Origin of the sequence: [Phormidium] sp. LEGE 05292, assembly GCF_015207735.1 — a bacterium.
Lineage (GTDB): Bacteria > Cyanobacteriota > Cyanobacteriia > Cyanobacteriales > Aerosakkonemataceae > Floridanema.
In genome coordinates this window covers 1-17,996 of sequence record NZ_JADEWG010000088.1, presented here as the reverse complement: position 1 = coordinate 17,996, position 17,996 = coordinate 1, and the positions used below count along the sequence as shown (strand labels likewise).

Sequence of the window (17,996 nt, the reverse complement as noted above, 5' to 3'; positions counted from 1 at the left end):
CATTGGTTTAGCTTCATTCTACGAATCTTCAAGGGCAAGCAATAGAACGATCGTCTAAGATTGTTGTACAATCCTGCAAAATTTAGAAATGAACGCGGCAAAAACGAGTGAAACGTCCGATCGGCATTTAATGAACGACCCGCAGGCAAAGCGCGAAACAGAAAGAGCGCAAGCCAACAGAGAGGAACTCAAAGAGCGGATTGCCCAGGCGATTAGTCATGAGGGGACGATCGAGCCGCTGCCAGGATTGCACTTCAACCGTTCCTGTTCGCCTTCAGAATGCGTTCATGGTGTCTCTGTCCCTGCTCTTTGTGCGATCGCTCAAGGCAGCAAAGAAGTGCTTCTGGGCAACGATCGCTATCAGTACGACCCGATGCACTATCTACTGGCGACAGTCGAACTGCCGATTGTCAGCCAAATTCTGGCAGCGTCCAAAGCGCAACCGTACCTTAGCCTCCGCCTCGATCTCGACCCCACCCTTGTCGGTTCAGTAATGGTTGAGGCGGGCTATCCCTCAGTACAAAAGAGTGCTGATGTAAAGGCGATCGATGTCAGTCCCTTAGATGCAGATCTGTTAGATGCTGTGGTACGGCTCGTCAGGCTGATAGATTGCCCTGCGGAAGCTCATGTTCTGGCACCATTGACTAAGCGGGAAATCATTTACCGACTTCTGATGGGAGAGCAAGGTAATCGGCTTCGTCAGATTGCAGTTCTCGGTGGCTACACCCACCACATCGCTAGGGCTGTCGATCGACTTCGTAAAGACTTTAATCAACCGCTGCGGATTGAAAGCATTGCACGAGAGCTTGGCATGAGTGTATCGGGCTTCCACCATCACTTCAAGTCTGTCACCGCCATGAGTCCCTTGCAGTTCCAGAAGCAACTGCGGCTCCAAGAGGCTCGTCGTCTGATGTTGGGGGAAAACCTTGACGCTACCAGTGCTGCTTACCGAGTCGGGTATGACGATGCCTCACACTTCAACCGGGAGTACAAGCGGCTTTTTGGAGCACCACCGATGCGCGATGTGGAGCGGCTGCGAGAAGCTGCTAGGAAGACTGCTAGTTAAACACTATGGCTCTTTCGTACTTGTGGCGGAAAAGCCTAATTTTGGGGACTGGCGCTCTAGGGATTAGGGACTGGGATTCCTGATAAATCGAGTCTTAAGATATCAAAAATTCACCAACTTTGCTTTCTTTTCCTTCAGCCTTGAAGTTTTCTTTGACTACTGGGAAACAAAAACTTTGGCTTCATGTTCGCCTAAATCAACTATTAGCTGATTGTCTTTTGCTTCTAAATGATTACTTTCTAACCAATCATACCAATTGCTGTGTTCAGGAAAGTGGTTAATTTGGTATTTAGTTAAGTTTTTGTCAGAAAAATTAGCGACTACCACTACTCGCGCTCCTGCTTCATTCCAGCGATTATAAGCTAACACTTTATTTTCTGGATCTGTATGGAATAAATCTACGTTTTCGCTATGCAATGCTGAATTTTCTTTTCGCAAGGCTATCAACTTTTTATAATACTCAAACAGATCGTGATTAGGTTGGTTTTCTAACAAATTCCATTTAATAGGAGTTGGTCGATCTGTAGATTTAGGTTTGCGTTCACTCTCGCCAAATTCCTCACCCATCCAAATCATTGGTACTCCCACTGTTGTCATTAATAAAACTGCTCCTAACTTCGCTCTTTTAAAAGCATCTGCCTCATCAATATCAAGATTATTAAGTTGTGGAAAAACCCGTTCTTGGTCATGACTTGCTAAGTAATTGATTAACTTATTAGTAGTTGGATAATTCTGCTGTTTTGGATTTAAAACTTCTGTCAATTTATCTAAATTAAAGGTGTCGCTGCACAAATGTTCTAAGATAAATTGATGAAAACTTTCATGCCAAGAGCCATCCATCGGCCCATCAGGAGCAATCAGACTTGGTTCTTCAGGAATGCACTCAGCTATATTATAAAACGGTTTATTTCCGGCAACTTTTTTTGCCTCTTGAGTAATGTAGTTAAGAAAATCAAAATTCGGGTTTTCAGTATCAAGACTAGTAAGTTGAGCAACAGCATCAAAGCGAATACCATCAATGTGATATTCTTGAATCCAAAACCGCACGACATCCCCGATAAATTTCCAAGCGGGACGAATATCTAATTTCTCATCGTAGTATTCATAATTAAATTCTGGCCCCCAATAATCACTTTCTTTTTTATGTGGTTTTTTTGAGGAATAGTACCAGTAGGTGCGATCGATCTTCAGCAAAGGACACTCTTCCGCAGAGTGGTTATAAATCCCATCAAGGATGACGCGAATCCCCCTAGCATGGCACTCATCAACTAACCTTTTAAAATCTTCAGGGAAGCCATAACTGTTTTCTAACGCAAAGAAATTACTTACTAAATAACCCCAATTATATTTCCCTGGATGTTCATTTAAGGGCATTAATTCTATAGCATTAATTCCTAACTCTTTTAAGTAATCCAACTTATCAATTACTCGCTTTAACACCTCTCTTTTTTCTGAGTTTGCATCACTACCAGAAAAGTCAGAAACGTGCAATTCATACATTACCAATTCATGATTGTCAGGCAATGGTTCATCGTCATGTTGCCAAACATAAGTATCAATAATTCTTTTTCCCTCTTTCACTCGCACTACAGCACCAGAAGTTTGAGGATCTATTTCTGTAGCGTAGGGATCTACTACTTCTACCCATTCATTACTTTGGACACGAAACTTATACTGATAAATACCATCTTCCAATTCTACGGATGTCCGAAAATATCCATCTTCACCTTTAATCATTGACATTTCTTGCCAATCATTAAAAGAGCCAATCAAAGCCGCTTTTTGATTATTAGGAGCAAATAACTTAAATTCAATTGAGCTTGCCATACTTTATATCTATAAATAAAGCAAATTCAGTATCATATAAAAATCAAACATTACACTTCTACCAAAGGAATGAAAGTAACTTAAAATAATCTTTCATTAGGAATACATATCTGCATTCATCTGCGTTCTAAAAACATCTCTAGCAAAAACCAAAGATCTACATCTACACATCTGTCTTCGTTCCCAGGTTGAACCTGGGAACGAGGATCTGGGAGGTTCCACCTCCAGGCGTGGAATTGGGCTAGTTTTCAGAAAATTCTCTATGCCATCATCCCCCCGCCGTGTTTGCTGGCTCAGGCTGTTCAAAAGCGTCTTTCTCTGACGAGATTGCATTTTTTGCGGGATGGGTTCCAGGCATGATCTCAAAGTCTGGGGCGAACTGGACTAAGAGGCTTCGGAGTTGCTCAAAGACCTTGGAATCGCCCTCTAGCTTTGCCTTACCTTCACCAATCAAAGCAGGGAATGTGGTCAATCCAGCCATAATTAACTCTAGGTTACTGCGATCGATCGTGATGGTGAGATCGGGATTTTTCGCCTGAAACCCCTTGATGTTCGTTAGGGTTGAATTGCTCATTTCCACCGCGAATTTCTCGCCATTGTCCGGCGTGAGTAAATTGATCGTGAACTTCATCCCTGCCGCTTTCTGGCTATCCAGCCGAATGCCGAAGAAATCGAGCAAGAGTTCGGTGGACATAGCACGAACCGTGTCAGGAGTAACCGACTGTGCCGTTACGCCACTGGGAAAGCCATTCCGTAGTTCGTAGGCAGCTGAAAGGAAACTGTTGCGGACACTGGGGCTTTCTTTCTGATAACCAATCTGCTCAAACACATCCGCCAGCAAATCTTTAGCCGCCTGGTTGTCAGGTTCAGCATAGATTAGTTTGTTCAGGATCTCCATTGCTTCGCGGTATTTGCCTCGATCGTACAACTCCTTGCCTTTCGCTAAAATCTTCTCTGCACCCCCCATCATCTCAACGTACAGCGGCGCGGATTCGCTGGGTGAAAGCGGAATCAAGGTTGCCGGATTTGCATCCCAATACCCCAGGTAGCGGTTAATCACTGCACGGCTGTTATGTTCTTCAGATCCGTGATAGCTGTGGGCAGCCCACTGTTGCTGCAAACTATCGGGAAGCTTATAAACATTGTGGATCTCATTGATCGTCACGCCCTGGTTTGCCAGGTGCAGCACCTCGTTATTGAGATGGGCATAAGCATCCCGCTGAACGCGCATCACCTCTTGAATCCGATCGTTCCCCCAACGGGGCCAACTATGGGAAGCAAACATCACCTCTGCTTCCTGTCCAAAGAGATAAAGGGCTTCATTAATTTTCTTTGACCACTCCAACGCATCCCGTACTAATGCACCACGCAGGGTGTAGATGTTGTGAATCGTACCGCAGATGTTTTCTGCTGCCCAAAATGCCTTCCAGTCTGGGAAATAGGTATTCATCTCGGCGGGTGCTTCGGTGCCTGGTGTGTTTTGAAACACCATTCTGACCCCATCAATGGTCAATTCCTCAAGATCCTGCTCGATGTAACGGGTGGGTTCAATCAGTCCAACCAATCCTGCTGCGGTGTTCTTGCCAATGGACTGATCCACATGACCAAATGGACTGCGCGGCAGGAGCAAACCGTACTGGAAGAAAGCTCTACGGGTCATAGCAGTCCCCGAATAGACATTTTCCGCGATCGCGTGTTCCATGAAACCAACTGGAGCGATAATCTGCACCTTACCACTCTTCACATCCGCCTCATCTACCACTCCGCGAACTCCACCGTAGTGATCCACATGAGAGTGAGAATACACAACAGCAACCACCGGACGCTCACCCAAATGCTGATTCACCAGCTCCAGTGCCGCTTTCGCCGTTTCCTTACAGGTTAAGACATCGAACAAAATCCAACCTGTATCGCCTTTGATAATTGTCATGTTGGCAAGATCGAATCCGCGCACCTGATAAATCTTATCGGGTACGACTTCATATAGTCCGTAAGCCATGTTCAGAATGGCCTGACGCTGTAAGGAGGGATGAATGCTGTCGAAAACACTGTCGAAACCTCGCAACAGGAACTCGTAGCAGCCCATGTCCCAGGCGACGTTGCCTGCTTGGGCCATAATTTGTTTGTAGGGAGGTGCAGCAATGAAACCTTTTTGCGATTCTTCAAAATCACGCTGATCCTCAAACGGCAAGCTATTGCGTAAACCATTTTGCAATTCAATAGTGAATGGAGATGGCATCTTGCCCTTCGGATCAAAATGCTTATCTTGCGATCCGAAACCCGGAGTGGCTGATTCTTGTATACTCATTTAATCTTCTCCATAAAATAATGTAAAAAATATAGCTGAAAAATATAGGAAACTGAAAGTTCCCACCTCTTTGGAGTGTCTTCACGAGTAGGGGTGATTCATGAATCGTCCGTATCCCTTTTAAAACATTAAACTTTTTGTAAAAGTCCCAAATATAGGATTTTTTACCACAGATAAACATAGAAATTGTGAGTATTTAAGGTAAGGAACTCGTTGGCTCAATTTCCTCTTGATGCCGTTTCAGACTTATTCTGATAGTGAACATTCAGAATGTAAATGCTGACCAATAATATCCACAGGGGAAAGAACAGAAAGACCCAACCCACTCGATCGATCTGCTTGATTCTGAAAATCATGATTGCGGCTAGGAGATACCCCAAAAGCGCCATCCAACGGGGAATAGCTCCAGTCCGAATGAACAGAGAACTGCTTGAAATCATAAAGACCCCCGCCATTTTAATAGCGTAGGTATACATTAAACTGTGAGCGAAAGTCCAACCCAAGCCGTAAATACCGGAAGCGATCAGGTGTTCAGGCTGGATTCCAGACAAGAAGATGATCGTACCCGTTAATGCGGTGGCAATGAACAACATGGCAAGGAATAGCAGGCCACTGCCGAAAAATACCGTAGCAAAAAATTGGTCTTCCTTGTTTCCCAGGTGATCGCGCACCACACCCATGAACCAGAGAAACGCGATCCCCGCAAAGGGAACCAGGTTCAATGCCAGAAGCAGGTTATTCCGATTTGTCGTCAGCCATGTCATGTTGTCTTGCAGATTTTCAGGCAGAGAAATCAACAGAAGCACCATCGCGACGATCAGTAAAATCGCAAATACAATGCCTGCGATCGCAGCGGCTTTAGGTGCCCTCAAACGAGCATAGATTTGTAATTTCTCTTGCGCCATAGCAGCTTGTGAGGTAAATGGATGGAAATAAACCCGATGCTTCAGACAGCGGGTTGCAAAATTTCAGCAAATTTATCCTCGATATTATCATTCAGGTTTCTCTTTCATTTCACATTTCATTCCCTCTTAATATTCATCAGGCATTAGGTACTGGAGTTTAGACTATCGCACTCCTAGTACGATGTCTAAACTCCAGAAGGGAAAGAAATATAAACTAGCAAAACTGTCGAAAACGTTTAAATATCTTCTTTCTCTCAACCCTGAGCTAAGTGAGAATGGGAGGGAGAGGTTAGTAAGTTGTCACGCATTTAAATCACTTATTGAGATCGCTCTCGGTGCAGGGGAGAGAGTTAGACCAATTTTTTTCTGTTTCCAAACAATCTAATTTAAATGCAAAACAGCTTAATAACTTCTCTCGACCCTAACAATCTCCCAGCTCAGTGTGGTGAGAGTGTCAATCTCGGCGTTCTTGATAATCTTCGGAAGAAACTGGATCTAATTCCCAGCGTCGATCGTCCCGTTGTTCTAAAATTTCAGTAGTGCGGAGGAAAGCGCGATCGTCCATTTCTAACCCAACAGCAGCACCCAATTCCTCAACAATACTCTGATCGGGAGTAGCGACAGTTCCACCCACAGCTTCTTCACCATCAGAATTAGCTAGTTCCCAAGCAGCATCTACATCACCACCACTTAATTCGGGACTAGTCGAAGTGTATTGTTTCTCCTCATCCCGCAGTCTGCGCGTGCCAATATTGTATCCTGGCTCTGTATGAATTCCAGTTCCGTAAGACTCAGTGATTTCCTGCGGTAGGTCTAAAATTTCTGCTTCGTTATTGTTTAGGTTTCTATCTGTTTTGTCAGCCATAATACACGCTCCTTATATTTTTCTAGGTTAGTTTCTTGCAGCAAAATTTATGTCTGACTTTAGAGCGAAACTGATCTATCTCTTTTGAATGACGAGAACTCAGAGCGAAAATACATAACCTAGTAAGAGATTCGACGAGAGATCGCAACTTTTGTTGAGATAAAAAATATCTGAGGATATCATGCAACGTGATGAATTTTTTAAGCACGTTCAAAGTATTGCCCAGCTTGGCTCTCGTGAAGAAGCAGAGCGTGCTGTTTTCTCGGTTTTAAATACTGCCGTTACACCTGGGGAATTTGCAGATATTCGCGCTAATCTTTCACCGGATTATTTGGACTTATTACCTTCAGCTAACCCCAGTTCACAAGTAGTTTCTGGAAGTTAAATCGAACAAATATTACCAACAATTTGAGGAAACAAAATGGCACATCATAACGGTCACAGTAATAAACGAGTAGCAATTCTCATTGAAACTGGAGTCGAAGATTCCGAGTTTCAAGTACCTTATAAAGCCCTAAAAATGGCGGGATTCGATGTAGTTGTTCTCGGTTCCCGGATGAACAGCACTTACGTAGGAAAGCAAGGTAAACTTTCCCAGAAACCTGATGCCACAACTACTGAATCCCGCCCGGAAGAATTTGATGCAGTAATTATTCCTGGGGGTATGGCTCCTGACACGATGCGTACTAACCCAAATACGGTTAGATTTGTGCAACAAGCAATGCAGCAAGAAAAATTAATTGCTGCTGTTTGTCATGGGCCTCAAGTATTAATTGAAGGCGATTTACTCGAAGGTAAAAATGCCACTGGCTATCGGGCAATTCGCAAGGATATCATCAATGCTGGCGCTAATTACATTGATGAACCTTTGGTGGTTGATGGCAATTTAATTACTTCCAGAAGACCGGGAGATTTAGCAATTTTTACCACCGCAATTTTGAGCCGTTTGGGTTATGGCGGTAAAGAAGTAGACCTGCCTAATGAAAGCGATATTACTGCTGAATGGTGGAAACTTGCTGATGCTTGGGGTGGTTCTACAAAGGGTGATATTACTAAAGCTTTGAATACATCTCTTGCAGGTGAGCGTTATTCTCATGAAGAGTTTCAGAAGTATGCAGAAAGAAGCTCAAATCCAGAATTGCGATCGCTCTTACAAGAAATAATAGCCAACAAACAAAGCCACATTCAAATGATCGAAGCACGCCTGAATGCACTAGGCGAAAAACCTTCTTTACCAGCACAAGCAGCTGATACTTACGCCAAAATCAAAACTGGCTTACAAGGTAGCGATGATACTTTCATGCTGCGTACTGCTTTAGGCGATATGCAGACAGCAGTTGTGGATACATATCAACTAAGTACTCAACTTACTGATCCAGTTTCTACAGCGTTGTTCCTAGAAATTGAAGAAGATTTAGCTAAATACGAACGGCGTTTAGCAGACCTTTATAAAGCGCGTTTTGCTGGAGAAATTGCACCAGCGGCTAAACCTTCTACAAGTCCTGCTGTAGGTGTCTAAAAAGGTGACTGGGGATTGGGGACTAGGGACTGGGAAATTCAGTCTTTAGTTCCCTAACTTTTGCAACAATAAGGAGGTGAAAAAATGGAAAGACGGTTAGAGGGAAAAGTCGCCATTATTACTGGTGCAGGTACAGGAATTGGGGAAGCAATTGCTCACAAATTTGCTAAAGAAGGTGCTAAAGTTGTAGTGAATGGTCTCCCCAGCGATCCAGTGGTGTAACTGTTGCTAAAGGGTCAGTTGATGAAGATACACCGAACTATTTGCGAGAAGAACCTCAAGGTGAATTGCGCTTAGATCATTCTTTAGAAGGGTTAAAAAACAAAGAGACTCACGCTATTAAGAAATAAGCTAGCGAGGGGGAAGTATGACACCATTTCGCGACCGCTCACAAGCAGGTAAATTATTAGCCGAAAAACTGACAAACTACGCTAATAATCCCGATGTTTTGGTATTAGGATTACCTCGTGGTGGTGTTCCGGTTGCTTTTGAAGTAGCCAAAAGTTTGAATGCACCATTGGAGGTATTTATAGTGCGAAAATTGGGAGTTCCTACTCATAAAGAATTGGCAATGGGTGCGCTCGCGTCTGGTGGTGTCTGCTTCTTGAATCAGGAAATTATCAGGTCGTTCGATCTTTCCGAAAAAGCGATCGATCTAGTAATTGAACAGGAAAAAAAAGAATTAGAACGGCGGGAAAAACTTTATCGAAAAACCCGACCGGAACCTAATTTTCGCGACCGCACAATCATTTTAGTAGACGATGGTTTAGCCACAGGTGCTACTATGCGCGTTGCTGTAATGGCGCTGAAACCTCTCCAACCAAAGTCTATTGTCGTGGCAGTTCCTGTTGCCGCCGCAGAAAGTCTTTCTGAGTTTGGCGCAGAAGTAGACGAAGTGGTAAGTGTAATTTTACCCGAAAGACTTTGGGCGATCGGACATTGGTACAATAACTTCTCCCAAACAACAGATCAAGAAGTTTGTTCGCTATTGGAACAGGCAAATCACCAAGTTTTAGCAATTTAATTATTTCGGAGAAATTGAGTAATGCAAAAGCTAAACTTCCGCAAATTAATAGTTCTTTCCATCGCGACAATTACGCTTTTTTTTGGTCAAATTATTAATGCTGGCAACTCTCTGTTAGCACAATCAAGTTCTATCACTCCAGAAGGAGACTATTACCAAGTTGCACCAGAATATGCAGGCAAAGGCCCCGTTAATTCAGTCAAAGAAACAGTGAAAAACGCTACAGAAAATGTAGTAGAAAAGCTGAATTTGAATGAACCGCTACCTCCTGAAACGAAAAATTTTATCAATCAAGTTGAAGATTCAGTTGGTAACACCGCCAAACCAATGACGGGAAATCAAGAAGGATATTTTGACAGAGAAAATACCCAAATTAGACGGTGATTAATAAAATAAAAATTGTTAGTCATTTAATTTCAGGAGATTTAGATTAATGAAAGCAGTTTGCTGGCATGGTACTAATGATGTCCGAGTGGAAACAGTACCCGATCCCAAAATTCTTAACCCCCGTGATGCGATTATTAAAATTACTTCGACGGCAATTTGTGGCTCAGATTTGCACATTTATGATGGCTTCATTCCCACAATGGAAAAAGGGGATATTCTGGGTCATGAATTCATGGGAGAAGTAGTTGATTTAGGTAGTGCGGTAAAAAATGTAAAAATTGGCGATCGCGTAGTCGTTCCCTTCACCATTTCTTGTGGCAACTGCTTCTTTTGCAACCGCGATTTATGGTCACTTTGCGACAATTCTAACCCGAATGCTTGGATGGCAGAAAAAATGATGGGTCATTCACCATCAGGATTATTTGGTTACTCCCATTTATTCGGCGGATATGCAGGCGGACAAGCAGAATATGCCCGCGTTCCCTTTGCCGATGTAGGGTTATTTAAAATCCCTGAAGGACTAGCAGACGAGCAAGTTTTATTCCTCACAGATATCTTTCCTACTGGTTATATGGCAGCGGAAAATTGCCAAATTGAACCAGGCGATACTGTAGCAATTTGGGGTTGTGGGCCTGTGGGACAATTTGCCATTAAAAGTGCTTATTTGTTAGGGGCAGATAGAGTAATTGCGATCGACCGAATTCCCGAACGATTACAAATGGCAAAAGAACAAGGAAACGCCGAAATAATTAATTACGAAGAAGTCGATGCAGGCGAAGCATTAAAAGAAATGACAGGCGGCAGAGGGCCCGATGCTTGTCTTGATGCCGTAGGAATGGAAGCACATGGAACTGGGCTAGATGCCCTCTACGATAAAGCCAAACAAGCAGTCCGTTTAGAAACAGATAGACCAACTGCCTTAAGGCAAGTAATCGTCGCTTGTCGTAAAGGTGGAAGAGTATCTTTAGCAGGAGTTTATGGCGGCTTTTTAGACAAAGTTCCAATGGGTGCAGCCTTTAACAAAGGCTTATCTTTTAAGATGGGACAAACTCATGTTCATCGATACTTAAAACCGTTATTGGAACATATCCAAAACGGCAAAATTGACCCGTCTTTTGTGATTACCCACAAGATGAATTTAGAAGATGCACCCAAAGGTTACGAAATCTTTAAAAACAAAAAAGATAACTGCATCAAAGTTGTTTTAAAACCGTAATTAGCGAGGTTATATGTTTCTCAAAAACAAACAAACTGGTAATTTGATTAAAATTCAGGATACTGAATCTTTGATTAATCCTAATCAACAAGAGGTCAGTGGAAAAGATCAAGCCGGACAAGAAGAACAAAATACTACTACTTACAGCAAACAAGAATTAGTTTTTCCATCCGGTGAGAGTCTCCCTCGTTGCTGGCTAGATAGCAACTACACAACAGCTTAGTCATTAGTTAGTTGTAGGGTGCGTTACGTTTCACTAACGCACCAACCCGATCAAAAGAGCAACTACCAAAAAAAAGGAAAAAACTATGCCCGATACCAGTGTAAAAAAAGTAGATTCTGCCTATTCTCGTAAAGGTGAAATGGGCCAAAAATATCTCGCTACGGGAAAAAGTCTTTCCATGCGTCTTTGGGAAGATGAACAACCAAGTGATGTTAAACCAGAAGCACAAAGAGATTACGAAACAGTTGGTTATGTGATTAAAGGTCGTGCAGAATTACACCTTGAAGGACAAAAGATCTTACTAGAACCTGGTAGTTCTTGGGTAGTTCCTAAAGGCGCATCTCATACTTACAAAATTCTCGAATCATTCACAGCAGTAGAAGCAACTTCTCCGCCTGCCCATATTCACGGACGCGATGAGTAATGATGACTTCAGTCATCACAACGGACTTTTGAATTACAACGCAAGGGTGATAGTTTTCACCCTGTTTTTTTGTGTATTTAAAAACCATTCTCTGTCTATATAAATAGATTTAAATATTTGGAAACAACTCCTGTGCCGAGTTCCTTCCCATTGGAATTGATAATTAAATATTATTAAAACTACTTATTGCTGTATGGGTTCAATCTATCCAATCACAAATTGGAATTTTGTCCGAATTGCCCAACGCGAGGCAGCAGAATATTCAGCATTGTCTTGAGTCGCTTTGTTTAGCTCTTCTTGAGCTTCCTCTGCTATCCTTTTAAGTTCTGTATTTTTTGGTTGTTTAGCAGCCAGTTGTACAATTTGCCAGAGCCTTTTCAGCTGTTGTAATCGTTGAAGCCGTGCTTCAGGAAGCGATCGTTCATTCAGCCTAAGAGAATCGCACGTAACTTTTCCTCTTGGATTTCCCTGAATGGAAAATGCTATTTCGCCTCGAAAACCTATGAATTCTTCAGGATTATCTTTTCCTGGGTCGATAAATAATGGTTTTTCAGAGGTAATATTTTGGTGATGATTTGTTGCACGCTCTGTTGGGTTTTGAAGTGGAAACAAATTTTGCTTATGTCTTTGGTTACAGCCAGGACAGGCAAGGTACAAATTATCCCATTCATAGGCAAGCCAATAATATCCTGGTCGCTGCAATGGTTCACCTGTTGATTGCTTGTAAGCTTGCTTAGGACGAAAATGTTCGACATCTCCATCAGTTCCAATTAAACGTTCGCAAAAGCAACATTTTCCATACTGTGCTGCAATCAACGATCGTTTAACACTAATATGTGCATAAATGGATCGATCGAACAAGAAAGTTTTATTACCCGATCGATAGGCAACTGGATTGCGGGAATAACTAATACAATGCGATCGTCGTTTATTTTTTCCATCTCGAACCAGTTTTTCCGGTATAACTGATGTTTTTTGAATCCGAATCACCCAATTACCCCTCGGAGGAATTCTCTAGTAATTGGGCAGCACGGCGAATAATATCCATCGCTTTAATATCATCAGGAGTTTCTGCCGTTGGTAAAGAACCAATTTTTGTTTCTAACTCTTGAAGTTCTGCTTTATCTGCTTTTGAAAGACGCGCTTTAGAAAGCAATTCCTGTCTGCGAGCTAATAGAGGTTCTAAATCGGCAGGTCGGGCAGTGGGTAACTCAAAAACACTGGTCAAAACTTGATCTACCCGCCAATTTTCAACAATTTCCGGGTTGTTATCGATAACTACGCGATCGCCTTCCCGTCTCAATAAAACTATGTTGGCATCTTTAGCAGCTTGAACTACTAATGGACTATGAGCAGTAACAATAAACTGCGTATTTGGGAACCTTTCTGTTAAGAAATCCATAATTGTGCGCTGCCATTTGGGATGGAGATGCAAATCAATTTCATCCACTAAAACGATCGCAGGTTCAGCTAACGGATCTTCACTATCTGGATATCGTCGGAATAACCGCACTGCTAAATCTACCATCCAAGCGATCGCAGTTCGATAACCTAATCCCAAACTAGAAAGGTGAACCCAGCCATAAGGTGTTAAAAATTCTGCCCTTGGAAGTGGGATATCTTCATCAGCTGGTGCAATGCGAATGTCTTCTACTTCTGGCAAAATTCGTTTGAGAATTTCGATTATTTGATTGACTTGTTTTTGGAAGCGTTCTTGTATTTTTCCTGAAGCCGATCGAGCGGCATAATCAGTTTGCAACAGCCACTCTTCTGCATTAATTAATGAAGCTTCCTCTGAGAACAAGCTCACTGAATTTTCTGCATCAAAGCTTTCAGTAAGTAAAGTCTTACCCATTCTCCGTGTTGCTCCATATCCATAGCATATAAATCCTGCTAATTCGCTTAAAAAGCCGACAGAATAGAAATAAGATAAACCCATTTCTATTTCTACCATTTGGAATTGTGTTTGATTGCTGCTACTCTTATTATCTTCCATTCTGGAAGATGATAAGAGTGAATCGTAAGCAACTTGAAGTTTAAATTCAGCACTATTTTCTTCCAAAATATCTAATTCATGCCATATTAAAATACTTTTAGAGCGTTTATATAAGATAGGACGAAGCGATTCCTTATTTCCATCAATCACTTCTATCCCCATACTTGCTAAACAACGGAGTAATGTTGTTTTACCAACTCCGTTATTACCTAAAATTACTGTCCATTGAGCCGGATTACCATTTTTATCAGAAAGATTGAGAACTTGCCGATCTTTAAAGCAAAGGACTCTCTCTAATTCCAATGAAAGGAAGTAGACAGGCGGCACTTTGTCTTCCGATGCTGTAGGTTTGCGTCTGCTCTTAGGTCTTTTCGGTTCGTTCGTCATGGCTTTTGGGTGAAACCATACACGCCAATCATACTGTGTATTACAGCGAAGGAAAAATCTCCTCCTTGGTTCTTCCCTTCTGCCTTCTTGCACTAGGCGCTTATCGCCATCTCTGGCGCTTCTTGAGTGACGCTAGCCACCGTTGCAATTAATTCCTCTAATTCAAATGGTTTGGATAAGTGCTTGCAAAACCCAGCGGCGAGAGCCCCAATCTGATCGCTCTTTCTAGCATAGATAGTCAATGCGATCGCCGGAATCCGCACCTTGTATTTTGTTTCAAAAAGTTTCACTTTACGAATCAGGTCGTATCCATCCCCGTCAGGCAAGGCAATCTCGCCGATCACGAGGTTTGGTTGAATGCGTTCCATGATTTCCAGCGATTCGCTGATGCAGGTTGCTGCGATCGTCTCAACCCCATATTGGTTAAATATTATCGCCAGTAACTCTCTAGAATCGAGATTACTGTCTACTATAAGAATTCGTAGACCTTTCCTTAGCAACACCGAATTATACATATTTCCCAGTTTTTCCCATAACTCATCATAATTTTCTCAAAGGTATAGTTCAGTACGATTTCGTACCGTAGAAAAAACTTAGGTATACCCATTTTTGGGTTGTATAAATTACTCTAAACAGGGCAAAGTAGAGCTAGAAGATTTCTTAACTGCTGCCCATCTTCCAGATAGGTAACATACTCGTTTTCACCTACCTGGATGTTTTGCCCTTCTAGCTCTACTCCGTACCGTTCAGCCATGACGATCATCGGTGCGCGACTGTCAAGTTCTGTGCTTTGGCGAATCTGCCGCCCGATCGCAATTATCTCATCGATCGATCGCCCATTTTGGTTAAGCAAAATCAAGCCAAAGCGTTCACCTCCTTCCCTGATGCGTTGGAGTGCATCCGCCTCATCAAGTGCCATAATTACTTGATAGCCCCAGTTTTCCAGGTTATGCTTCAGCAGGGGTCGGACATCGTTATCTGGCTCAAGAACGAAAATGCGTGGAGATCTCATTGGTGGCTGATTGATGTTTTTGGTTGGAATAACAAAATGTGAGAAAGGCTCGATGAATTGCGCCACTATTTTTCTCCTAGTAAGCGATCGTATTCAGTTTTGATCGTTTGAAAACACTCACAGGCAGAGGCTTCTAGCCCAGCTTGGTTTAAAATTTGCACATGACCTCGACGATATTGAATAACTTTCCGCTCCTGAAGCTTTTGAGCCGCAAGTGTCACTCCAGCCCGACGAACGCCCAACATCACTGAGATAAACTCCTGTGTCAGAGGCAGATTGTTTGAGTTAATTCGCTCTTGCGTATTCAGCAGCCAACGCGCCAGACGTTGCTCTAAAACGTGGAGAGAGTTGCACGCAGCTGTTTGTGACACCTGCGCCAGAAACGCCTGAGTAGAACGCAGCAGCAGATCGCGCAGTTCGCCATTGCGATCGAATTCCTGCCGCACTACCTGAGCATCAATCTTGATCGCGCTACCTGCCACCTGGCTAGAGCATCCCGTCTGTGTCGTTTCTCTTCTGCCCATAAAGGCATTAATACCGAACACTTCCCGGCTACCGATCATCCCCACCTCTGCCGTAGCACCATTTTGCATCGTAATTGTCAGGGACAAGAGACAGTCGAGCGGGAAATAGAGATGGGACAATGGCTCGCCCGGTCTATAGATGATCTCACCCTGTTCTAAGTTGACATAAACGAAATGGGGCGCAAGTCTCTGGAATACATCAGCAGACAGATTAGCTAATATTTGATTTTCAGGTTTCATCAAAGCTCCTTGGGTCTGAAACCCCGTGCTTTAGCACGACTTTGTGTTACGATAATGGGATGAGGTAATACCCTTGTCCAATGCAGACTATATCTGTAAAATGTAAGCTCCAAGTCCCTGTAGAGTTGCGGCAAGAAATAGACCGCACTTTGCGGGGATTTGCTGATGCTTGCAATCAGATATATGAAGTAGCTACAGCAGAGAATTGTTGGAATACAACTAAGCTGCATCACTTGGTTTATAAGGCAGTGAGAGCAAGTACGGGATTGAAAGCCAATCACGTTTGCCAAGCAATTCGTCGGGTTATTGGTAATGTCAAAGCCGTTAAGCAAGTCCACAAGTTTAGACCGACATCTATTAATTTGGATATTCGGACTTTTCAATATATTGAGGAATTGCAAACAGTTGGCATTACCTTGATGTGTGGTCGAGTCAAGTTTAAGTTGAGTATTGGCAATTATCAGTTGGCACTGCTTAAAGGACAGAATCCCACTGCTGCTACGCTCAACAAAACCAAACAAGGCGACTACTACATCAATATCTGTGTCTATCTGCCTACCGAGCCTACTGGTAGAACACCTAAAGTTATTGGTGTTGACTTGGGCAGGAGAGATATTGCTACTACCTCTACTGGTAAAGCGTGGAACGGTAAACAAATTCAAAACGTTCGAGATCGATACAGCAAGGTTAGAGCGAACATTCAACGCAAACGCACTCGTTCGGCGCGTCGCCTGACGAGAAGGCTCTCTGGCAGAGAAAGTCGCTTTCAAAAGTGGTTGAACCACAATATTTCCAAGCAACTTGTTCGGGAAGCAAAACAATTTAATGCTGCATTGGCTTTTGAGGATTTGACTAATATCAGAGAATCCTTGAATCAAAAACCAAGGAGTAAAACTGAGCGTCGCAGAACTAATAATTGGGCGTTTTATCAGTTGCGGATGTTTACTCAATACAAAGCTAATATTGCTGGAGTACCCATTGTATTTGTGCCACCTGCATACACAAGTCAAACTTGTTCTCGTTGCTATCACTTCCACCCAGTTAAAGGGAAGTCGTATCGCAACGGGAAAATTTTTAAATGTGGTCATTGCGGGTTTGAACATGATGCAGATATAAATGCTGCTAATGTTATTGCTGCTTTGGGGGCTTCTGTAATCAGTCCCGAAAGTCCGGGGATGACTTGTCAATTAGAGAGTCAATTGTCTCTCTTCCCGACATCTCAAATCTGTGGCTAAAGCTCCGTGCCTTCAGGCCGGAGTAAGCTTACCTCAAAATCTATTTAATTGCAGACAACTGCTGTCATTTCTTGAACTTGCTCAGTGACGCAAGCCACCGTTGCAATTAATTCTTCTAACTCAAACGGTTTGCATAAGTGTTTGCAAAACCCAGCGGCGAGAGCCCGAATTCGATGGTATTTCCCGTCTAAGGTAGTCAATGCGATCGCCGGAATCCGAACATGGTATCTTGTTTCAAAGGCTTTCAGTTTACGAATCAGGTCGTATCCATCCTCTTTGGGCAAGGCAAGCTCGCCGATCACAAGGTCTGGTTGAGTCTGTTGCATGATTTCCAGGGATTCGCTGACGCAGGTTGCTGCGATCGTCTCAACACCATATTCCTTAAATATTATCGCTAGTAACTCTCTAGAATCAAGATCGTTATCTACTATCAGAACTCGTAGACCTTTCCGTAGCAAGGCGGAATTACACATTTTTCCTACAGAATGGTATGATGTAACGCTAACTAAACAGATATATAATAACTTTTAACTATAACTCATAATAATTTTCCCACAGCAATAGTTCTGTACGGTTTCGTACTCATAAAAAACTTCGGTACACTCATTTTTGGGTTGTGTAAATTAACGCAAGTTGCTAGTTACAAATATTGTCGATTCGATCCCCCCTAACCCCCCTTAATAAGGGGGGGCTAATTCATGGTCATCAAATAAAATTAACCGGATGGGGGGACAAGGGGACAAGGAGACAAGGGGACAAGGGGAAAGATGATTTTTCCGTTGTTTGCATTATCTCTCCTTCACAAATCAATTTCTCCGTTGAAAATGAATTAGCCCTG

General features: G+C 42.8%; 20 protein-coding genes. 10 read left to right on the top strand and 10 right to left on the bottom strand.

Going from position 1 to position 17,996, the window contains the following annotated elements:
• Positions 1 to 88 precede the first annotated feature (88 nt).
• Entirely contained in the window at positions 89 to 1,066 is a 978-nt protein-coding gene (locus tag IQ264_RS21430; protein WP_193982836.1) for an AraC family transcriptional regulator, read from the top strand.
• A gap of 156 nt (positions 1,067 to 1,222) precedes the next feature.
• Here IQ264_RS21430 and IQ264_RS21425 read toward each other — a convergent pair whose 3' ends face one another.
• The 4 genes from IQ264_RS21425 to IQ264_RS21410 form a co-directional block, all read right to left on the bottom strand.
• The gene (locus IQ264_RS21425; RefSeq protein WP_193982835.1) at positions 1,223 to 2,893 is read right to left on the bottom strand and encodes an alpha-amylase family glycosyl hydrolase; all 1,671 of its coding nucleotides are present in this window, start codon (positions 2,891 to 2,893) and stop codon (positions 1,223 to 1,225) included.
• Between the two features lie 268 nt (positions 2,894 to 3,161).
• The gene (locus IQ264_RS21420; RefSeq protein WP_228061702.1) at positions 3,162 to 5,201 is read right to left on the bottom strand and encodes an alkyl/aryl-sulfatase; all 2,040 of its coding nucleotides are present in this window, start codon (positions 5,199 to 5,201) and stop codon (positions 3,162 to 3,164) included.
• Positions 5,202 to 5,419: 218 nt separating this feature from the next.
• A complete protein-coding gene (locus IQ264_RS21415; protein ID WP_193982834.1) occupies positions 5,420 to 6,106 on the bottom strand; it encodes a hypothetical protein in 687 nt (228 codons plus the stop codon).
• A gap of 454 nt (positions 6,107 to 6,560) precedes the next feature.
• Positions 6,561 to 6,971: a DUF6335 family protein gene (locus IQ264_RS21410; RefSeq protein ID WP_193982833.1), complete on the bottom strand. Its 411-nt coding sequence runs from the start codon at positions 6,969 to 6,971 to the stop codon at positions 6,561 to 6,563.
• Positions 6,972 to 7,152: 181 nt separating this feature from the next.
• Here IQ264_RS21410 and IQ264_RS21405 point away from each other — a divergent pair, with 181 nt between their 5' ends.
• The 8 genes from IQ264_RS21405 to IQ264_RS21370 all read left to right on the top strand — a co-directional run bounded on the left by IQ264_RS21405 (position 7,153) and on the right by IQ264_RS21370 (position 11,764).
• Positions 7,153 to 7,356: a DUF2267 domain-containing protein gene (locus IQ264_RS21405; RefSeq protein WP_193982832.1), complete on the top strand. Its 204-nt coding sequence runs from the start codon at positions 7,153 to 7,155 to the stop codon at positions 7,354 to 7,356.
• A 36-nt stretch (positions 7,357 to 7,392) separates the two neighbouring features.
• On the top strand, positions 7,393 to 8,490 hold the full coding sequence (locus IQ264_RS21400; protein WP_193982831.1) for a DJ-1/PfpI/YhbO family deglycase/protease: 1,098 nt from the start codon (positions 7,393 to 7,395) through the stop codon (positions 8,488 to 8,490).
• Between the two features lie 84 nt (positions 8,491 to 8,574).
• Positions 8,575 to 8,712, top strand: coding sequence for an SDR family NAD(P)-dependent oxidoreductase (locus tag IQ264_RS21395; RefSeq protein ID WP_322744779.1), 138 nt, complete (start codon positions 8,575 to 8,577; stop codon positions 8,710 to 8,712).
• A gap of 145 nt (positions 8,713 to 8,857) precedes the next feature.
• Complete coding sequence (locus IQ264_RS21390; protein WP_193982830.1) at positions 8,858 to 9,514, top strand: phosphoribosyltransferase; 657 nt, start codon at positions 8,858 to 8,860, stop codon at positions 9,512 to 9,514.
• A gap of 21 nt (positions 9,515 to 9,535) precedes the next feature.
• On the top strand, positions 9,536 to 9,898 hold the full coding sequence (locus IQ264_RS21385; protein WP_193982829.1) for a hypothetical protein: 363 nt from the start codon (positions 9,536 to 9,538) through the stop codon (positions 9,896 to 9,898).
• A gap of 49 nt (positions 9,899 to 9,947) precedes the next feature.
• On the top strand, positions 9,948 to 11,117 hold the full coding sequence (locus tag IQ264_RS21380) for a zinc-dependent alcohol dehydrogenase (RefSeq protein ID WP_193982828.1): 1,170 nt from the start codon (positions 9,948 to 9,950) through the stop codon (positions 11,115 to 11,117).
• A gap of 13 nt (positions 11,118 to 11,130) precedes the next feature.
• On the top strand, positions 11,131 to 11,340 hold the full coding sequence (locus tag IQ264_RS21375) for an acetyltransferase (protein ID WP_193982827.1): 210 nt from the start codon (positions 11,131 to 11,133) through the stop codon (positions 11,338 to 11,340).
• Between the two features lie 85 nt (positions 11,341 to 11,425).
• Positions 11,426 to 11,764 (top strand): cupin domain-containing protein, encoded by a 339-nt coding sequence (locus IQ264_RS21370; protein WP_193982826.1) that lies wholly within the window; start codon positions 11,426 to 11,428, stop codon positions 11,762 to 11,764.
• 204 nt (positions 11,765 to 11,968) lie between these two features.
• On the opposite strand, the gene IQ264_RS21365 is transcribed toward IQ264_RS21370, so the two are convergent.
• From IQ264_RS21365 to IQ264_RS21345, 5 genes are all read right to left on the bottom strand, one after another.
• A complete protein-coding gene (locus tag IQ264_RS21365; RefSeq protein ID WP_193982825.1) occupies positions 11,969 to 12,754 on the bottom strand; it encodes a hypothetical protein in 786 nt (261 codons plus the stop codon).
• Between the two features lie 4 nt (positions 12,755 to 12,758).
• Complete coding sequence (locus IQ264_RS21360) at positions 12,759 to 14,147, bottom strand: AAA family ATPase (protein WP_193982824.1); 1,389 nt, start codon at positions 14,145 to 14,147, stop codon at positions 12,759 to 12,761.
• 92 nt (positions 14,148 to 14,239) lie between these two features.
• Positions 14,240 to 14,650 carry a response regulator gene (locus IQ264_RS21355; RefSeq protein ID WP_322744778.1) on the bottom strand — a complete coding sequence of 137 codons (411 nt, stop codon included), beginning with the start codon at positions 14,648 to 14,650 and terminating at the stop codon, positions 14,240 to 14,242.
• A gap of 125 nt (positions 14,651 to 14,775) precedes the next feature.
• Positions 14,776 to 15,225: a hypothetical protein gene (locus tag IQ264_RS21350; RefSeq protein ID WP_193982822.1), complete on the bottom strand. Its 450-nt coding sequence runs from the start codon at positions 15,223 to 15,225 to the stop codon at positions 14,776 to 14,778.
• Complete coding sequence (locus tag IQ264_RS21345) at positions 15,225 to 15,923, bottom strand: Crp/Fnr family transcriptional regulator (RefSeq protein WP_193982821.1); 699 nt, start codon at positions 15,921 to 15,923, stop codon at positions 15,225 to 15,227. The genes IQ264_RS21350 and IQ264_RS21345 overlap by 1 nt, the downstream gene beginning before the upstream one ends.
• Positions 15,924 to 16,003: 80 nt before the next feature.
• On the opposite strand from IQ264_RS21345, the gene IQ264_RS21340 reads away from it, so the two are divergent.
• Positions 16,004 to 17,158: an RNA-guided endonuclease InsQ/TnpB family protein gene (locus IQ264_RS21340; RefSeq protein WP_193982820.1), complete on the top strand. Its 1,155-nt coding sequence runs from the start codon at positions 16,004 to 16,006 to the stop codon at positions 17,156 to 17,158.
• 44 nt (positions 17,159 to 17,202) lie between these two features.
• Here IQ264_RS21340 and IQ264_RS21335 read toward each other — a convergent pair whose 3' ends face one another.
• Positions 17,203 to 17,631: a response regulator gene (locus IQ264_RS21335; RefSeq protein WP_193982819.1), complete on the bottom strand. Its 429-nt coding sequence runs from the start codon at positions 17,629 to 17,631 to the stop codon at positions 17,203 to 17,205.
• Between the last annotated feature and the right edge of the window lie 365 nt (positions 17,632 to 17,996).